Annotated in this window: 18 protein-coding genes and 1 pseudogene; 11 read left to right on the top strand and 8 right to left on the bottom strand. The window is 43.0% G+C overall.

Annotation, left to right across the window (positions count from 1 at the left end; translation table 11 throughout):
• Positions 1-14 precede the first annotated feature (14 nt).
• The 4 genes from ACMUMQ_RS08025 to ACMUMQ_RS08010 form a co-directional block, all read right to left on the bottom strand.
• The gene (locus ACMUMQ_RS08025; RefSeq protein ID WP_414681470.1) at positions 15-287 is read right to left on the bottom strand and encodes a hypothetical protein; all 273 of its coding nucleotides are present in this window, start codon (positions 285-287) and stop codon (positions 15-17) included.
• 98 nt (positions 288-385) lie between these two features.
• On the bottom strand, positions 386-2,314 hold the full coding sequence (locus tag ACMUMQ_RS08020; protein ID WP_414681469.1) for a B12-binding domain-containing radical SAM protein: 1,929 nt from the start codon (positions 2,312-2,314) through the stop codon (positions 386-388).
• Between the two features lie 76 nt (positions 2,315-2,390).
• On the bottom strand, positions 2,391-3,068 hold the full coding sequence (mtgA, locus tag ACMUMQ_RS08015; RefSeq protein WP_414681468.1) for a monofunctional biosynthetic peptidoglycan transglycosylase: 678 nt from the start codon (positions 3,066-3,068) through the stop codon (positions 2,391-2,393).
• A gap of 96 nt (positions 3,069-3,164) precedes the next feature.
• Positions 3,165-3,314: a DUF2256 domain-containing protein gene (locus ACMUMQ_RS08010; protein WP_414681467.1), complete on the bottom strand. Its 150-nt coding sequence runs from the start codon at positions 3,312-3,314 to the stop codon at positions 3,165-3,167.
• Between the two features lie 140 nt (positions 3,315-3,454).
• On the opposite strand from ACMUMQ_RS08010, the gene ACMUMQ_RS08005 reads away from it, so the two are divergent.
• A complete protein-coding gene (locus ACMUMQ_RS08005; protein WP_414681466.1) occupies positions 3,455-3,676 on the top strand; it encodes a TA system antitoxin ParD family protein in 222 nt (73 codons plus the stop codon).
• An 8-nt stretch (positions 3,677-3,684) separates the two neighbouring features.
• A complete protein-coding gene (locus ACMUMQ_RS08000) occupies positions 3,685-3,939 on the top strand; it encodes a type II toxin-antitoxin system RelE/ParE family toxin (RefSeq protein ID WP_414681619.1) in 255 nt (84 codons plus the stop codon).
• A 52-nt stretch (positions 3,940-3,991) separates the two neighbouring features.
• Here the strand turns inward: ACMUMQ_RS08000 and ACMUMQ_RS07995 are convergent, their stop codons facing one another.
• The 3 genes and pseudogenes from ACMUMQ_RS07995 to ACMUMQ_RS07985 form a co-directional block, all read right to left on the bottom strand.
• Entirely contained in the window at positions 3,992-4,612 is a 621-nt protein-coding gene (locus tag ACMUMQ_RS07995; RefSeq protein WP_414681465.1) for a hypothetical protein, read from the bottom strand.
• 1 nt (position 4,613) lies between these two features.
• A complete protein-coding gene (locus ACMUMQ_RS07990) occupies positions 4,614-5,651 on the bottom strand; it encodes a hypothetical protein (protein ID WP_414681464.1) in 1,038 nt (345 codons plus the stop codon).
• 329 nt (positions 5,652-5,980) lie between these two features.
• Positions 5,981-6,145: pseudogene (locus ACMUMQ_RS07985) on the bottom strand (DNA polymerase); the annotation flags it as partial.
• Positions 6,146-6,475: 330 nt separating this feature from the next.
• On the opposite strand from ACMUMQ_RS07985, the gene ACMUMQ_RS07980 reads away from it, so the two are divergent.
• A complete protein-coding gene (locus ACMUMQ_RS07980) occupies positions 6,476-7,117 on the top strand; it encodes an Abi family protein (protein WP_414681463.1) in 642 nt (213 codons plus the stop codon).
• A 135-nt stretch (positions 7,118-7,252) separates the two neighbouring features.
• On the opposite strand, the gene polA is transcribed toward ACMUMQ_RS07980, so the two are convergent.
• Positions 7,253-9,994, bottom strand: a complete 2,742-nt coding sequence (gene polA, locus ACMUMQ_RS07975; protein ID WP_414681618.1) for a DNA polymerase I — start codon at positions 9,992-9,994, stop codon at positions 7,253-7,255.
• A gap of 223 nt (positions 9,995-10,217) precedes the next feature.
• On the opposite strand from polA, the gene ACMUMQ_RS07970 reads away from it, so the two are divergent.
• The 8 genes from ACMUMQ_RS07970 (at position 10,218) to ACMUMQ_RS07935 (ending at position 17,310) form a co-directional block, all read left to right on the top strand.
• Positions 10,218-11,174 carry a homoserine kinase gene (locus ACMUMQ_RS07970; RefSeq protein WP_414681462.1) on the top strand — a complete coding sequence of 319 codons (957 nt, stop codon included), beginning with the start codon at positions 10,218-10,220 and terminating at the stop codon, positions 11,172-11,174.
• Between the two features lies 1 nt (position 11,175).
• Positions 11,176-11,736, top strand: coding sequence for a DUF1007 family protein (locus tag ACMUMQ_RS07965; protein WP_414681461.1), 561 nt, complete (start codon positions 11,176-11,178; stop codon positions 11,734-11,736).
• A gap of 31 nt (positions 11,737-11,767) precedes the next feature.
• On the top strand, positions 11,768-12,403 hold the full coding sequence (locus tag ACMUMQ_RS07960) for a LysE family translocator (protein WP_317005695.1): 636 nt from the start codon (positions 11,768-11,770) through the stop codon (positions 12,401-12,403).
• An 87-nt stretch (positions 12,404-12,490) separates the two neighbouring features.
• A complete protein-coding gene (locus tag ACMUMQ_RS07955; protein WP_414681460.1) occupies positions 12,491-13,465 on the top strand; it encodes a nickel/cobalt transporter in 975 nt (324 codons plus the stop codon).
• Positions 13,465-13,968: a Fur family transcriptional regulator gene (locus ACMUMQ_RS07950; protein WP_317005698.1), complete on the top strand. Its 504-nt coding sequence runs from the start codon at positions 13,465-13,467 to the stop codon at positions 13,966-13,968. Before ACMUMQ_RS07955 ends, ACMUMQ_RS07950 begins: the two co-directional genes overlap by 1 nt.
• Positions 13,965-14,738, top strand: coding sequence for a zinc ABC transporter ATP-binding protein ZnuC (gene znuC / locus ACMUMQ_RS07945; RefSeq protein WP_317005699.1), 774 nt, complete (start codon positions 13,965-13,967; stop codon positions 14,736-14,738). Before ACMUMQ_RS07950 ends, znuC begins: the two co-directional genes overlap by 4 nt.
• Before the next feature lie 29 nt (positions 14,739-14,767).
• A complete protein-coding gene (gene znuB, locus ACMUMQ_RS07940) occupies positions 14,768-15,559 on the top strand; it encodes a zinc ABC transporter permease subunit ZnuB (protein ID WP_414681459.1) in 792 nt (263 codons plus the stop codon).
• Between the two features lie 116 nt (positions 15,560-15,675).
• Positions 15,676-17,310, top strand: a complete 1,635-nt coding sequence (locus ACMUMQ_RS07935; protein ID WP_414681458.1) for a methyl-accepting chemotaxis protein — start codon at positions 15,676-15,678, stop codon at positions 17,308-17,310.
• The last annotated feature ends 203 nt before the right edge of the window (positions 17,311-17,513 follow it).

Here is a 17,513-nt window from a genome sequence, read left to right as displayed (position 1 = left end):
GAAAAGGCGTGCTATTAACGAACAGCGCGCTTGACCAAAGTGAGACAAGACACAATGTATAACAGCGCGATTAAAGCGGACATGAGTGCTGGTGATGCGCCCCAGTGTAGGCTGATCGGACGAATCATAATCAAGCTAAAAGCCACCGGAATAATCAATAAAAACATACGCCCGATACTTAATGTCACCGTGTAGCCTTCATCGCAAGATGAGCAAGGTTGTGGGCGGAAAAAGCTTTTTTTGAGTGAAGAAAAAGGCAACTTAGATTGGCAGTGTGGGCACTTCATAAAACAAACCTAATATTCATGACAGAGAGACGTTGTACTTCAAAGTGTGCATGACTCAGTTAATGCATACAAGCGTGTATCGTCCTTTTGTAAGCCGCTTAACTATGAGCGATCAAATCATTGATCGCTTTTGAGATCAGGTCTGGTTTGACCAAGGTGTTCTCTACTGGTTGCTCGAACCAGAACTCCATTGGCTGATCAAAACCAATGCCGTGCATGTAGTTATAGAGTGCTTTGCGCAACCCTTCGCCTAGCATTTCATGATCTGTGCCCGTTGGGTCAGTAAAGTCCACGTCGTTTTCAGCGAATAAAATATCAGGGCGTTCAGCGAGCGTGATGCCATATTCATCAGGGTTAATGCCAATCGGACTGTGCGCCGTCGCTGCGAAGCGATGCCAAAACGCAGACTGAAAACAACCTTGTGCCATCATCTGGCGCACCATTTCTAATGCATCAATGGTTTCTTGCTCTGTTTGAGTCGGGAAGCCGTACATCAAATAGGCATGAACCAAAATGTCTGCGTCACTGAAGGCTTTGGTCACGCGAGCCACTTGCTCGACGCTGACGCCTTTTTTCATCAATTTAAGTAATCTGTCTGATGCCACTTCCAAACCGCCACTGACGGCCACACAGCCAGAATCCGCCAACAATTGACAGCGTTCTGGAGTGAAGGTTTTTTCAAAACGAATGTTACCCCACCAACTGATCACGACACCTCGTTCGATAAGGCGCTTTGCTAGAGCGAATAAGGCTTTTGGTGGTGCAGCTTCATCGACAAAGTGAAAGCCAGTTTGGCCTGTTTCTTCGATTAATTCTTCGATTCGATCCACCAAAATGTCTGCCCCCGCAGCATCGTAACGGTCGATGTAATCTAGCGTCACATCACAAAAGCTGCATTTTCGCCAGTAACAACCGTGAGCAATCGTCAGCTTATTCCAGCGTCCATCGCTCCAAATTCTGTGCATAGGGTTGAGCATTTCACACAAAGAAAGGTATTCGCCCAATGGCAAGCCGTCGTAAATAGGCGTGCCCACATCGGTTTGTGGAATATCGTGGAGTTCAGCGTTTTCATTGTAATGTACATATTGCTCGCCGTTTTCGTCTTCCGCGAGGAAGTAGGTTCGCACCAAATCGTCAATTTCTCGCTGTCCGTCGAAGTATTCCAGCAGGGTCATAAACGGGCGTTCGCCATCGTCTAAACAGATGAAATCAACAAACTCAAAGACTCTTGGGTCTTTCAAGGCGCGGAGTTCGGTATTGACGAAACCACCGCCCATCACAACAGGAAGATCTGGGTTAATCGCCTTACAGGTTTGAGCAATTCGTAAAGCGCCTAACACATTGCCTGGAAAAGGAACGGTGAGCGCAACAACGCTGGGTTGAGTTTCTTCTAAATACAACTCAACCAGTTGTTCTAGAATTTCAGAGCTAAAACTCGGCTCATCCATTAAGGTGTTGTAAAGATCATCAAAACTTGGGTTGGCGGCGGCAAGGCGCTCACCATAACGGCTGACTTCAAAGTAAGGGTCAACACCTTGTGTAATCACGGCAGACAAATCATTGATAAACAAGGTCGCCAAATACTTGGCTTTGTCTTGCAGCCCCAAACTGCCAAACGAGGTTTTTAGAATATCGCCAGACACGGCTTCCATCTGAGCGATAGCATCGAATGCAGGGCCTTCAGGCAGGAAACGACGGGAAACAATACGTAACGCAAGGCTTGGGTCTTTGCCCTGTAGAAAACGAATGACAGGCTCAACGCACAAGCGATAGCGGTCAAATTCCACCATAAAAGTGTAGATAACGTCTGGCAGCTCATCGTCTTCAAACGCCTCGAAGTTATCTTCCACATGCTGACGAATAATATCCAGCGCTGGCATAGTCATCATCTCAAGGAAAAGCTCAATGGCAGGATCACGCTGCACCGCTTCATAACCACGAGAGCGCAAAAAGCCGGTTAAATACGCGGTCGCTGGATACGGCGTGTTTAGCTGCGTCATTGGTGGCGTCATTAGAAGAACGGTCATGGCTTACCTTGGTATTAAATAGAAATTAGAATGGCGAGGATTCTAGCACTTTACCTCAAAAAGAGGGCAGAACCTTTTACTCTAGAATGGCTTTTAGGTGGCCGCTGCCTAATTGTTGCATTTGCCGCTCAACCCAAATCACCCTTTGTCCAAGATAAAAGGTCAATGCATTGGCTTGTCTCGTACGAGGGCTTGGCAACATAACGGCTAATCGCGCGGCTTGGTTCTTGGTTAAGCGACTTGCTGAGCGTTTGAAATAATACTGACTGGCTGCCTCGACACCATAAATGCCTTTGCCAAACTCTGCCACGTTTAAATAAACTTCTAATATGCGCTTTTTGCCCCAAATGACTTCGAGGCCGAGAGCTAAAGAGGCTTCAATTCCTTTACGAACAAAGCTTCGCCCAGGCCACAGAAAGATATTTTTCGCTGTTTGTTGGGTAATGGTACTCGCCCCACGAAGACCTTCGCCATCGCCGTATTTATCAAGAGCTTTACGAATCGAAATGAAATCAAGACCGATATGAGATGGGAAACGTTGATCTTCAGACGCCACGACGGCCAACGGCATGTGAGCTGGAAGCTCGTCTATACTGATCCAATCCTGTGAAACCGGATAAGGGCTTTGCAACATAAACGCCGTTGTCGGCAAAGGAACAAACCGAAACAAGAATAAAACCAATATCAAAATCAGTGCTGCGCGCCAGATGACAAACCATATCCAACCGAAAATACTTCGTTTACGCTTTGCCATTTAGAGTCTCTTCATCGATTTAACGAGGCTTGTGCCAGTGATAAACATAAGTATAAACAAAAACCGACTTATGTTGACTCAGAAAGTGCAATACAACTACAGGTCCTGACGCTTTCCTTGTCGTTTACATCGCTCAGAGCAATATTTTACCTGCGGCCAATCACGCTCCCACTTCTTGCGCCACGTAAACGGACGCTGACAGACGAGGCAAATCTTTTCAGGTAGATAAGGTTTTTTATGAGACATAAAAGCATTACGTAAATCATGGTCAATTGAGATCAATTAATAATAAGTCAGTTTGAAAAGGGATCTGGCCACCTTTTAGGTCGAAAGTGAAATAATGTAGCTCATTTTGTGGAATGTTAAAGAAAGACGAGGTAAGTATTATGCCCACAACAAGTCTCAGAATAGACCAATATCTGGTAGATAAAGCCAGTATTATGGCAAAAGCACTAGGTAGAACAGCGCTTAAGCAAATTGAGCATTGGGCAAGAATTGGTGAAATGATGAAAGATAATCCAGACCTTCATTATGAGTTTGTTAAGCAGACTATTATTGCAAAAGTAGAAAAAGAAGTAGGCAAACTGGAGCCTTACGACTTTGGCTAAAAGATTACATAGATTCTATAAACAGAGTTCTTAGCTTCTTACGTGTTCATAAATTTAAAATGATGAAACAGTTTACGTTATTAGGCTATAGCTATGCAGATGGCACAGTTACATTAGAATTGGTTGCACTTGGCTCACATGATAACTTTGAAAGAGTGTTTAATTTAACACTGCCCGAATTATTTCTAATTATTTTAAATAGTGTTGGGCTCTACTCTGATACTAATTATTTTGTATCGCTAAGAAAGGAATTGAGGTTCTAACAAAATGACATATTTTACTGATAAAAATCGTGTGGAGCTGAAGTCATAAGGTTCACTTTTCATCTGTTTTTTTTGTAGTAGAGGATATATGGTATTCCCATCGAAGAGTGCTCATTACAATGGCGTATGTATTAAAAATAAAAGTCTTCAGAGAGAGAAGGAGGTGAAATAAACTACAAACGATAATTGTATATAATATACATAATATAATATTCTTACTTATATATGGGGTTATAATGAAAATTAATTTTGATACCAACCCTCCACTTTGACCAAATGCTATTACTGATAAGTACAGGAATGTAAAAAAAATAAAGTGTATAAATACTTTCATAAATACAAATAAATTATATTTTAAAGTTGGAATTTTATATTTTTCATTCTGATGATTCATCATACTTAACATCATTTCAGGTTTTGCTAAAGTGGTAAATATAGTAAAGCCAGCTATCAAAAAACCTAATGTTGTCATGCCAAAATTAAAGCCAATTTCTGAAAGATGTCTTATCTGATCAGGAGTTATTTTTAGAAAATATGATCCTAAAGATGAAATAATGAAAATAGATATAATTATTAATTTATGAAATTTACTCACTCTTATTTTTATCGTTTTTTTAAAAATATCAAAAATGCTTTTTTCTTTAGTTAAGTCATTTGGGTCAAAATTGTACATTTTAAATCCCTTGTGTCATCCATTTTTTTCTCTCGAGAAAATCGATTATTTTTTCTTTTGTTTTGTTATCTTCTTTAGGCAATGATATAACATTTTCTTTTTCGAGTTTTTCTAGCTGTTGATATTTTTGACTAGCAGCCTCATATGGGTCGGTTGCTATTTCATCAATTTCACGAGAAAGCTTAAAATCATCATTACTACCACTTATTTTGTCACCACTTTTATCCGTGCCTGAACACTTGAAGTCAGAATTTCCTAGTCTTACAGCTGATTTAGTTTGCCTTAAAACTTCATCATGATTTAGCCCATCCTTACCACTAGCATAATCTACTTTAGCCGATGAGCTTCCCATTGCTATTCTACTTTCATCAATGCTCCTCCAATAATCATCATTATCGATTTCTTCACTATTTGTTTTAAGTAGTTTAATAGATAATTTATCAATTATATCAAGATTTTTTACAAAACTTTCTAATGAAACCTTATCTGAAAGAGGTGTGATTCTAAGGTTTGGAAGAGGGTAATCAATAAGTAGACTTTTTTTGGTTTTAATTTTTTGATGACTAGAGTTTTTAGTAATTTTTTTGAGCGATATGTATTCATTTTCAAGAAAAGATTTATGAGAGTCCTTTAGGAATTTTTCACTAGATATTTTGAAGCTATCTAAATCTGGTGCGCCTGGCATTTCTTTACAAAGAATTATTCTGTGGTTGTTTAAGCAAAGGAAAAAGCTAGAGCTTGGTGCAGAGTCAAGGGACTTTATATTACTTATTAACTCGCCTTCTTTATATATTTGCTCTCTTTTTAATTTTGTGTTTTTTACTATTTTTCCATGAATCCCAACTATAGGTAAACGATTATCTCTATTGATTTTTATTATTCTGGTATTGATGAAAAAATACTCTGTATCAGCATAAACTCTTTTATATTTTCTTTCCTTAAATGAAGGGAGGACAATTTCTTCAAGTAGATCCAGTAGCACTAGTTTACTTCCAAAATTCAATGTGTAATTTCCAAACTCTAATTTCTTTTGATACACAGCCTTAATCCTTTTAAGTTATGAATATATTATTATATTGAAATTTCAATAGATTTTTATTTGCGTTAAAATCAAGTATTTTTTATATGCAATGATTCGATTTCAATAAAATCAGATCTGGATTTTCCAAAAAAATTTAATATATCACCTTGTTATTATCTCGTCACCTAAAAGTCAAAGGAGGCTAGGGTGGGATATTTAGGCTCAGGTTAAAGATATTTTACTATTGATTGGCGCTTTATAGATCAGGTCGGTTTTCCTAATCAAATTGTTATGAAAGCCAATCAAAAAGGGCTTTGATTGCTCAAAACCCTGTCTATGTTTCTAAACTAGTGCAGCGTGAACCTTAATCCTAACTTAAACCAATAACGACAGTCAGTTCTGCTGCTGCTTTCCATGATGTCGACGATTTTCGCTTGCGCTTCTGCAAGATCACTTTCGGCGATTTCGAAGATGAGTTCATCGTGTACTTGCATGATCATTTTCACGTCTAGGTTTGTGCTTTGTAGTCAGTCGTGCATTTTGATTATGTCGATAATTGAGCTTTAGCTCAACCTATTTAGGGCAATATTGTTTTGTCTTGAGGGTTTCAGCTGAGTGATATTTTGTCTGGTATTTAGGGTACAAGGTTTTGTTTAACAAGCACAAAAAAAGCCCACATTTTTCAATGTAGGCTTCTTTATCATATGTCCTCGGGGGAAAGCTTTCGCTAAACAAATCCCGTGGCTCGCTCAGTAAATATATATATCGCAAACGAAAACGTCAACTGTATTTTCCATTTCGGGTATACTGAGTTGATCATAATACCAACAGGTTTTGCATACATGGATAGTATCAAAAGCACGCTGTCATTATCTAGAATGAGTACCTTTGAGCGAGAAGTCGCTGGTTCTAATGTCAACGCATTAGATCTTTATCGTTGGAATGCTCAGCTGTCGTCAGCTTTAATTTACCCCTTTCACATATTTGAAGTGTCGTTGCGTAATGCTGTGAGTGATGCACTATCAAATGTCCATTCACCTCATTGGCATACGGCTCAAAGTTTTCGACGATCTCTGAAAAGGGCAAAAAAGGGATACTGTTCACTTGATGACCTTGAAAAAGTCGTGAGAAAACACTCAAAGTTAAGCAAGGTGATACCTGAGCTTAAATTCGTTTTCTGGGAAAAGTGTTTTACTTCGAGGTTTCAACGGCAGATTTGGGAAAAGCATATTTTCAATACCTTTCCAAATCATACCTCTTTAAATCTATCTTCAACCGATCTGCGTGAGTATATTCGGATTCAAATTGGCCTTGTTAGAGAAGTACGAAATCGAGTTGCTCATCATGAACCCATTCTAAAATTTGATATACCGATTTTGATGCAGTCTCTGGAACAAATTATCCGACTAAGATGTGAAGATACTTCTGAGTGGATGATGGCTAATCAACAAGTGCTGACCGTTTACGAAGCAAGACCAATTTAATACGCCGTGTTATGGGTTCCTTTATTGGCCCAAAAAATTGTTCAGGATCATTGATTACATCGAATAAAAAGGCTTTTGATTCCTCAAAAGCCTTCCTGTGTCTCTCAATAATCTGACCCCTTTTAGTCCGAGTGCTCAATGCGCCTCGTCCCAGTTGTCTCCAACACCTGCTTCTACCAATAAAGGTACGTCAATTTTGCTGCTGTTTTGCATGATGTCGACGATTTTGGCTTGTGCGGCGTCTAGGTCTTTTTCGGCGATTTCGAAGATGAGTTCATCGTGTACTTGCATGATCATTTTCACGTCTAGGTCTGTGCTTTGTAGCCAGTCGTGCATTTTGATCATGGCGCGTTTGATGATGTCAGCGGCGGAGCCTTGCATTGGTGCGTTGATCGCGGTGCGTTCCGCGGCTTGGCGCATCATGGCGTTGCTGGCTTTGATGTCTGGCAAGTACAAGCGACGACCATAAATGGTTTCCACGTAGCCTTTTTCTTTCGCGCCTTCGCGGGTGTTTTCCATGTATTGCTGTACGCCTGGGTAACGTTCGAAGTAGCGTTTGATGTATTTCGCGGCTTCTGGTCGGCTGATATCAAGCTGTTTCGCGAGGCCAAAAGCAGACATGCCGTAGATCAAGCCAAAGTTGATGGCTTTGGCGCGGCGGCGCTGTTCGGTTGTCACTTCGTCTAAGGCCACTTCAAAAACTTCCGCGGCGGTGGCTTTATGCACGTCAGCATCTTTGGTGAAGGCATCGAGTAAGCCTTTGTCTTGGGACAAATGCGCCATGATACGAAGTTCCACTTGGGAGTAATCGGCCGCGAGCATTTTGTAGCCTGTTGGCGCGATGAAGGCTTGGCGAATACGACGACCTTCTGCCGTACGAATCGGGATGTTTTGCAAGTTTGGATCTGTCGATGACAAGCGGCCTGTGGCAGTAATCGCTTGATGGTAGGACGTATGAATACGACCTGTTTTCTGGATCATTTCTGGTAACTTGTCTGTGTAAGTCGATTTCAACTTAGACAAACTACGGTGCTCCATGATCAAACGTGGCAATTCATAACCTTGCGCCAGTTCTTGCAAAATAGGCTCGGCAGTTGATGGCTGGCCTTTTGGTGTTTTCTTGATAACAGGCAGTTCGAGTTTTTCAAACAAGATGACTTGCAGTTGTTTTGGCGAGCTTAGGTTGAAACTTTCCCCGGCCACTTCGTGAGCTTTTATCTCCAGTTCTTGCAATTTCGCGGCAATTTCACTGCTTTGTGCGTGCAAAAGTTCTGGGTCAATCAAGGCGCCAGTTTGTTCCATGCTCGCTAAAACAGGAATAAGAGGGCATTCAATGTCTTTAAAAATGCTAACCAATTCTGGTGTTTTCTCTACTTTCGGCCAAATAGCTTGGTGAAGGCGCAAGGTAATGTCCGCGTCTTCGGCGGCATAAAAAGCCGCTTGTTCTAGGTCGATTTCATTAAAGGTTTTCTGCTTTTTGCCTTTGCCGGCTAATTCTTCAAAGCTGACGCAAGTGTGACCGAGGAATTTCTTCGCCAGCGTGTCCATGTCATGACGAGAGCTCACAGAGTTGTACACGTAAGATTCCAACATGGTGTCGTATTGGATGCCGCGCAGTATGATGTCGTAGTTATTCAGTACGTTAGCGTCGTATTTAAGGTGTTGGCCGACTTTCGCTTTACTGTCGTCTTCCAACCAAGGTTTGAGCTGTTCTAACACCCAATCACGGTCAAGCTGCTCTGGTGCGCCTTCGTAGTCGTGGGCAAAAGGCACATAAGCCGCAACGCCCGCTTCCACCGAGAAAGACACGCCAACCAGTTCTGCCGCCATGTAATTTAGGCTGGTGGTTTCTGTGTCAAATGCAGTGAGTTCAGCGCTTTGGATTTTGCCTAACCAAATATTGAACGCATCTTTGTCCAAGATAGTTTCGTAGTTCACTTCGATATTCGAAGCCACTGGTGCGTCTACTTGTCCTTCTGCACTGTCTTCGGTGTCACTTGAAACAAGGCTATCAGAAGGCGCTTTGTCTAAATCTTTGAGCCAAGTTTTGAATTCCAGCTTTTCGAACCACTCACGCAGAACGTCTTTGTTCATGTCGCCGTTTTTCAGTTCTAATGAATTAAACGGTAATTCCACATCGCATTTAATTGTCGCTAGTAAATAGGACAGCTCTGCCATGTCTTTGTTGTCTTCCATTTTTTGCTTCATGGTTTTGGAACCACGGAAGCCCAAATCGGCGATTTCATCTAAGCGTGTGTAGATTTCTTTGATACTGCCCAAACCTTGTAACAAGGCTAAAGCGGTTTTTTCGCCAACGCCCGGAACGCCCGGAATGTTGTCCACTTTGTCGCCCATGAGCGCGAGGTAGTCGATAATCAATTCTGGCGGAATACCGAATTTGTCTTTTACACCTTGAATGTCCATCACAGTGTTGTTCATGGTATTCACAAGGGTGACTTTCTCTGTCACCAATTGCGCCATGTCTTTATCACCTGTGGAAACAATGACTTCACGTCCAGATTCACCCACTTGTTTGGCAATGGTGCCGATCACGTCGTCCGCTTCTACGCCATCAATAATGACCAGCGGCAAGCCCATGGCTTCCACCATGCGATGAATTGGCTCGATTTGTGGACGTAAGTCGTCAGGCATTGGCGGACGTTGTGCTTTGTATTCGCTGTAAATGTCATCACGGAAGGTTTTGCCCTTGGCATCAAAGATGATCACCATTGGCGAATCTGGATAGGTTTTGATCAAGCTGCGGATCATGCTGATCACACCGCGAGTGGCGTTGGTTGGATGTCCATCACTGGTGTGCATTGGTGGAATAGCGTGGAAAGCTCGGTATAAATAAGACGAGCCGTCTACCAAGATCATAGGTGTGTTCTGTGTTGAAGAATCCGTAGCCAAAATAAAACCTCTGTGTGAATCGGCGATTATTGGCTTCTATTCTATGTGTTTGAGATTATTTTTATAGTCTAAAAGACAACTAATACGAATTGACCTTTTGCCGCTTATTGTGGAGCATAGGCGTTTTCGTCATCGCTTTATCTTTTGACTGTCTATCGAGTCTCTTGATCATAATTATAGGTAATACAACTTGGCTGTTTACACATCCCTTTCTGATTCTGACATGCGTGCCTTAGTGGCCGATTATTATTTAGGCGAACTGGTTTCGTTCCAAGGTATTTCAGGCGGTGTTGAAAACACCAATTATTTTCTGAATACCACCACAGGAAAGTATGTGGTGACCTTGTTTGAAGAATTTGATTTAGAGGAAGTGCCTTACTTTTTGGATGTTGTCGCGCATTTGAAACACAAAGGTTTTAATGTGCCAGCGGCCTTGATTGATATTCATGGCGAACGATTGCGCGAAGTAAATGGTCGCCCTGCGATTATTGTCGATTGCTTTCCTGGAAGTGAATTAGAGAGTACGGATGTCACCTCTTGTCGAGCAATGGGCGAAGCTTTGGCGAAGTTACACATCGCAGGTGAAGATTTCCCAGAACATCGTGATAGCCACCGTGGTGTGGCTTGGTGGCATAGAACCAGCAAAGCCATCGCCTCTGAATTAGAGCCAGAACAAGCGCAATTGCTACTGTCTCAAATCGCTGAGTTTGATGCCTTTATTGCCGAGCATGAGAACTTACCGAAAACCACGATTCATGGGGATTTGTTCTACAACAATACCTTGTTTGAAGGTAAGGCTTTGTCGGCGATTATCGACTTCTATAATGCTTGCCACTCTTGGGTGATGTATGATTTAGCCATCGTCGTGAACGATTGGTGTACGGACATGGAAACAGGCGAATTGGACATGCCGAAATATCGTGCTTTGCTAAAAGCTTATTTGCACGAAAGGGAAGTCACTGACGAAGAAGTCATGGCTTGGCCTTATATGCTGCGGATTGCGGCGTTGCGTTTCTGGTTGTCTCGCTTAGAAGCTTGGCACGGTGCAAAACACGACCCAGAACGCCTCGCACAACAACATGATCCGCTCGAATTTCAACGTATTTTAGAAGCGCGTGTTCGATATACGCCAAGCTTGGTGGAATAAAATGATTCGTCTCTGGTTGTGTCTGTGTGTTTTGTTTGCTGGTAATGCGGTTGCTCATCCTCACGTTTGGGTCGATTCGCAATATCGAGTCACGGTTGATCAACCAAATATAGAGATTTTAGAAGGCACGTGGAGTCTCGATCTTTTTACCTCGACAAGCCTGATTGCTGAATACGATGTGAATGCCGATGGCGAACTGACTGGCCAAGAAAAGCTCGACATGATCGAGGTGATGCAAAGCTTTGATACTTATGGCTATTTCATCAAGATGAAACAAGACGGTCAGGATATAAAACCAAAGGATGTGCGCATTTTAGATGTTCGCATTCGCGATCAAATGCTTTGGATTCGCTTTGGTATTTTGCTACCGACGCCAGTTGATCTATCCACTTCTGTACTGAGCTTGGCTTATGGCGATGATGAATTGTATTTCGCTATGGAACCATTAGAAGAAGGTTTGGTGCGCTTGTCTGGTATGTCTGCCGAAATGTGTACACCGATTCAGCGTGATGCAGAAGAAACGTCCGTTGCTTTCTGGGTCGATTTAAGTTGCCACTCATAAGCCAAGATTCTATTTCTTAAGGAAGATTTCAATGATAGAGCATTTTCAATGGTTACCCTTTTTGTTGGCAATTTCTGTTCTCACTATGAGTCCAGGCGTAGACACCATTTTGGTGATGCGTAATGCAGCACAGGGCGGCTGGCGTTTAGGTTTTCTAACCAGTTTAGGTATTTGTATGGGATTGTTTGCCCATGCCACCTTGTCAGCTTTAGGCTTGTCGGTGATTTTATTAGGCTCCGCGGGCTTATTCACAGCGTTTAAACTCTTGGGTGCGGCGTATCTTGTCTATTTGGGTGTGCAGGCGTTACGCAGTGTGATGAAGCCTGTAGGAATGACTTTTACGGATAAAAGCGCGTCGAAGCCATTAACCGCGTGGGGTGGATTTCGTCAGGGAATTTTGTCTAACGTATTGAATCCAAAACCGATTATTTTTTACATGGCATTTTTGCCGCAGTTTATCGACCCAAGCTATTCTGCTTTGGGGCAATCTCTGTTTATGGCGTCTCTTCACTTTATTATTGCGATGGCGTGGCAAACGTTTCTTGCGCTTATGGTGCATAAAGCACGAGTTTGGTTGGCAAGACCAAGAGTGGCGCAGGTTTTAGACGGCTTAACTGGTCTGTTGTTGGTGGGCTTTGGTGTAAAACTCGCATTAAGTCAGCGCTGATTTTGTAACAGGGCTTCTATTGGCTTCTCCTTGTGTTTTAGTTGTTATATCATAACAAAACATACTTTAACCAAGTGAGAGCCTGTTATGGCGAAAAACGCCGTTTTTATCTTTCTTTCTTTTTTGCTTTTCCAATCTCCTCTTTATGCCGCGGTAGACTTATCATTTTATCAGGATTTTATTCAATGGATTATTGGTCAGCAGGCAAACTTTCATCGTGAATTAGTAACCTTGGTGCGCGCGATCAGCAAAGAAGGCAGCGTGGCTTTGTTATGGGGACTGATTACCACAAGCTTCTTTTATGGTGTATTTCATGCGGCGGGCCCTGGCCACGGTAAAGCGGTGATTTCCGCTTACATGCTTGCCAGTAAAGCGCCGCTACGTCGTGGTATCAGCTTGTCGTTTTTATGCGCTGGCGCTCAAGGTATCATGGCTGTTCTGGTCATTGTTGTATTAAGTCAGGTGTTTTCTTTAGCTGGAAAGGCCATGCAAATTAGCCGTTTTTTTGAAGTGGCTAGTTTCGCTGCAGTAGGCTTGATTGGCGTTTGGATGCTGACACGTTTATTGCGTGGCAAATCCAGCTGTGGTCACGATCATTCTAAAGATCATTTGCATGACCATTCACACGGTCACTCACACGAACACTCACATAGCCACTCTCATGATCATTCGCATGGTTACTCTTGTTGTTCTCACCATGAACAGCAAGCATCAGAGGAAGCAAAAACCGCTCGTCGCAGTATCTGGGCGATGACTTTAGCGGTTGGCATTCGTCCTTGTACTGGGGCGATTCTGGTTTTGTTGTTTTCTTTGAGCACAGGAATTTTTCAATGGGGTTTGGCCGCGACATTTGCTATGTCATTGGGGACAGCCATTACTGTCGCCACGTTAGCAGGCATCAGTGTCTTTGTTCGTGATACTGGCTTTGTATTGAGCCGAGAACACCAAGTTTGGCGCCAAAGAGTTTCTCGCGTATTTGGTTTTATTGCGGCATTCGCTTTGATCGTTATTAGTTGTTCCATGATTTGGAGCTATATCAGCAATGCAGGGAGGGCGTTTTAATGAGTAAAAACACGTCACAAGATCACACGCATCACCATAATCATAATGTTTGCATCGATAGTGCTTTGGCGACGGCTGAAACACTTTGTGTAGAACAGGGTCAACGTCTTACTAAAGTGCGTCGTCGTGCTTTAGAGCTGATCTGGGAAAGCCACCGACCGCTAGGTGCTTATCAATTATTGGCTAAGCTGGCGGAAGAAGGGTTTAACTCGGCTCCGCCAACGGTTTATCGCGCTTTGGACTTTTTAATCAACGCCGGATTGATTCATAAAGTGGAATCAATGAATGCCTACTTAGGCTGTGCGCATGCGGATAAAGAGCATAAAGGCTACTTCTTGATTTGCGATGATTGCCACAATGTTATGGAGTTTGATTACCAAGATATTCACGCTGCGCTTATTGCTAAAGCCTCCAAGCAAGGTTTTGAATTACGTGCTGAAACGATTGAATTAACGGGCTTGTGCTCTTCTTGTAAAGACGGTTCTGCGGGAGCAAGTGCGTGAATAACCAGCTAGTCGCTTTTGAAAAAATTGGTATTTCATTCGATGGAAGAGCGCTGTTAGACAGTATTGATATGAGTATCAGCGAAGGAGAAATTGTTACTCTGATTGGTCCAAACGGCAGTGGCAAAAGTACCTTAATCCGGACTCTCTTGGGCTTGCAGGCGGCAACTTCAGGAAAAGTGATACGACATAAGGCATTGCGAATTGGTTATATGCCGCAAAAGCTACACGTTGATCCAACTTTGCCATTAACCGTTAAGCATTTTTTGGCTTTGGTGCGCGGCGTTGATAAGCGTGACATTCTTCCTACGCTGGAAAAACTGGGTATCGCTTATCTGCTTCATTCACAAGTTCATGTGTTATCCGGTGGCGAAACTCAACGTGTTTTATTAGCGCGCGCCCTGTTAAACAAACCTAATCTGCTTGTGTTAGATGAACCTGTACAAGGCGTGGATGTGAATGGTCAGGTTGAGCTTTATAACTTGATTGAAGGCATTCGTGACGAGCTAGGTTGCGGTGTGTTGATGGTGTCTCATGATTTGCATCTAGTAATGGCGAAAACCGATACGGTTGTGTGTATTAACCAACACGTTTGTTGTTCTGGTAGCCCGCAGCATGTTACGGGTCATCCGGCCTATCAAGCTTTGTTTGGTGTGCCCGGTGCAGACGAATCCATCGCGATTTATGCCCATCAGCACGATCATGTTCATAGCGAGCATGGCGATATTCTTTCTGGCGATGAAAACGCTCACGCCCATTGTAACCATTAAGCCCTACCGAGTTTGGAGTTCGTAATACCATGTTAGATCTTTTGTTCAGAGCCTTAATCGGTGGATTGGGTGTGGCGGCCGTTGCTGGGCCTTTGGGTGCGTTTGTTGTTTGGCGTCGCATGGCTTATTTCGGGGATACTTTGGCTCACTCTGCCTTGTTGGGTGTGGCGCTTGGCTTTTTGTTTGATATTAACTTAAACCTTGCGATTATCGTTTTATGTGTCGGTTTGGCGTTGGTTTTGGTGACGCTGCAAAAGAAACACATTATTGCGACGGACACATTATTGGGTATTTTGGCGCATTCTGCCTTGTCTTTAGGGTTAGTCGCTGTGAGCTTTCTCGATAATATCCGAATCGATTTAATGGCGTATTTATTCGGTGACTTATTGGCTATTAGCCAAGTTGACGTTTATTGGATTTACGGTGGTGGTGTGGCTGTGATCAGTTTGCTGATTGCCTTTTGGAAGCCTTTATTAGCCATGACAGTTAATGAAGAGTTGGCGAAAGTGGAAGGTTATCCAGTGGAATCCATCCGTTTGTTGCTGATGTTGCTGGTGGCTTTGGTGATTGCCGTTGCCATGAAAATTGTCGGTGTACTCTTGATTACTTCTTTGATGATTATTCCGGCTGCAACCGCTCGTAAGCTGTCTAAAACGCCGGTTCAAATGGCATCCATCGCCAGTATTATCGGTTGTTTCTCTGTCTGCGGCGGCTTGTGGGCGTCTTATCAATGGGATACACCAACTGGACCAAGTGTTGTTGTTTGCGCTGCACTTCTGTTTTTAATTGCCTATACCTCTCCAATACAGCGAAAAATGTAGCGGAATATATTGTTATTTTTCGTTAATGTAACAAAAGCTGCGTGCTTTACGTCTAATGTTAAGTAAAAATAGAGCATTGAGCAGAGTATTTTTAACGAGTGTAGAAGGGCAAATATATGTTGAGTTTTGCAACAATTCGAGGTCGATTAACGGCCAGCTATTTAGTGCTGTTGATACTGCTTTTGGTTGTTGTGGGTCTTTCTGCAACGCGTTTTCAGTCATTATCTGGCAACATCCGTGGCATCGTTGACGAAAACGCGGCCTTGGTTGAATTAACCGGCGACCTGAATGTAAATGCCGAAAGCTTGGCGAGCCGCCTTCTTCTACTGTTCGTATTGGAAGATCGAGATGAGCGCGTCGCGATTTACAAAGAAATCGACGAACGTAATCGCAACATGGACGCCAGTTTAGAAACCATGACAAACCTTGTGACTTCGGATAAAAACAAGGCAGTTGTCGAGGCACTGAAGAAGCAAAGAGAAATTTATCAAGCGGCTTTGCAATCTACTGTAGAAGCCTTGGAGTTTGGGGAGTTAAGTGATGCGAAAGCACAAATGGCTGGGCCAACACGAGATGAGTTGCAAACCTTCCTAAATCAAACCGAAGCGCTTGCGGAAAGCGAGCGAACTATCATGCAGCAGCGTCAGCAGTCCATTTTATCTGAGTCTGAAATCGCGATTTTAATGATCATTGGCGTTGGCATTATTGCGGTTCTAGTTGGCGCGATTATGTCTGTATTGATCACGCGTAGCATTGTAAATCCTTTAGAAAAAGTGGCTTCTTTGCTTGATTGTGTGGCGAAAGGCGATTTGTCTCATAGCATTGATATTCAGTCAAAAGGCGAAATCGGAAAATTGGTTAATAGCCTGAAAAGCATGCAATCCAGTTTGGGCGATGTGGTGAGTAAAATCGATATGAGCGCACAAACTGTTGTGAACTCGGTTAGCAACATCCGCATGAGCGTGACAGATGTGCAGCAAGGATCAGACAAACAAGAAGCGATGGCGAGTGACATTCAAGCGTCTGTTGAAGAGTTGTCTGGTGGTGTAAAAGTCATGGCAGAACATGTGAGTGTGTCTCGTAATCAAGCAGAAGCCGCACATGACCTTGCGAAACAAGGTAAAGAAATCATCAGTACGGCAGCGCAAGACATTACCTCCGTGGCCGCTTACATAGAGGAAACGGCTCATTCTGTTGCCAAGCTAAAAGAAAGCGCAACGACTGTGTCTGACTTTGTAAATGACATTCGTAATGTGGCTGACCAAACGAACTTGTTGGCGCTTAACGCATCGATTGAAGCAGCGCGTGCAGGTGAAGCTGGCCGAGGCTTTGCGGTTGTTGCAGATGAAGTGAGAAACCTAGCGAGCAACACGGCGAAAGTAACCGAATCGATTGATCAGGTCATTACATCGATTGCGAACTTGTCTGTGCAAATCTCGGATGAGATGGAACAGGGCCAAGAGCGTATGCGCAATGGTGTAACGCAAATAGAAAACGTTGTTGTCCCTTTGAGTCAGCTAGAAAAAGACTCTGAGGTCTCTCTAAGAAGCTTAGACGAGCTGTCTGCATTGGCTCAAAGCCAAGCGGAAGAAGCCAATGAAATCGCCTTACACATTGTTCAGATTGTGGATGTGACAGGAAATAACAGCCAAACTTCATTGCGCTTAACCTCATTAACCGATGCCTTGTCTGGGTCGGCAGAGCAAACGAAGCAGGCAACCTCTACTTTTACCTTACCGGCAAAAGCCTAGAGTCTAAAAAGCTTGATAAGAAATTAAGCAAACTTGAATGTAAAAAAAGCCTTTCGTCTGAAAGGCTTTTTTATTGGAGTTGACCCGTCCTAAATAAGGTTGTCACTTTTCAATACTTCAATTGGAGAGTGCAATGACTACAACACCTAAGCGTACACAGAGAGACTATTCCTTCGCCTTTAAATTGGCAGTTGTTGATCAAG

This window comes from Marinomonas algae, assembly GCF_047525555.1.
Taxonomy (GTDB): domain Bacteria; phylum Pseudomonadota; class Gammaproteobacteria; order Pseudomonadales; family Marinomonadaceae; genus Marinomonas.
The sequence above is the reverse complement of the archived record's forward strand: the minus strand, read 5'-3'. Positions and strand labels throughout refer to the sequence as shown.

Coding starts and splice junctions, on each gene's coding strand:
- ACMUMQ_RS08025 (WP_414681470.1), bottom strand. CDS start 287: ATGAAGTGCCCACACTGCCAATCTAAGTTGCCTTTTTCTTCACTCAAA.
- ACMUMQ_RS08020 (WP_414681469.1), bottom strand. CDS start 2,314: ATGACCGTTCTTCTAATGACGCCACCAATGACGCAGCTAAACACGCCG.
- mtgA (WP_414681468.1), bottom strand. CDS start 3,068: ATGGCAAAGCGTAAACGAAGTATTTTCGGTTGGATATGGTTTGTCATC.
- ACMUMQ_RS08010 (WP_414681467.1), bottom strand. CDS start 3,314: ATGTCTCATAAAAAACCTTATCTACCTGAAAAGATTTGCCTCGTCTGT.
- ACMUMQ_RS08005 (WP_414681466.1), top strand. CDS start 3,455: ATGCCCACAACAAGTCTCAGAATAGACCAATATCTGGTAGATAAAGCC.
- ACMUMQ_RS07995 (WP_414681465.1), bottom strand. CDS start 4,612: ATGTACAATTTTGACCCAAATGACTTAACTAAAGAAAAAAGCATTTTT.
- ACMUMQ_RS07980 (WP_414681463.1), top strand. CDS start 6,476: ATGGATAGTATCAAAAGCACGCTGTCATTATCTAGAATGAGTACCTTT.
- polA (WP_414681618.1), bottom strand. CDS start 9,994: ATGATCTTGGTAGACGGCTCGTCTTATTTATACCGAGCTTTCCACGCT.
- ACMUMQ_RS07965 (WP_414681461.1), top strand. CDS start 11,176: ATGATTCGTCTCTGGTTGTGTCTGTGTGTTTTGTTTGCTGGTAATGCG.
- ACMUMQ_RS07960 (WP_317005695.1), top strand. CDS start 11,768: ATGATAGAGCATTTTCAATGGTTACCCTTTTTGTTGGCAATTTCTGTT.
- ACMUMQ_RS07955 (WP_414681460.1), top strand. CDS start 12,491: ATGGCGAAAAACGCCGTTTTTATCTTTCTTTCTTTTTTGCTTTTCCAA.
- ACMUMQ_RS07950 (WP_317005698.1), top strand. CDS start 13,465: ATGAGTAAAAACACGTCACAAGATCACACGCATCACCATAATCATAAT.
- znuB (WP_414681459.1), top strand. CDS start 14,768: ATGTTAGATCTTTTGTTCAGAGCCTTAATCGGTGGATTGGGTGTGGCG.
- ACMUMQ_RS07935 (WP_414681458.1), top strand. CDS start 15,676: ATGTTGAGTTTTGCAACAATTCGAGGTCGATTAACGGCCAGCTATTTA.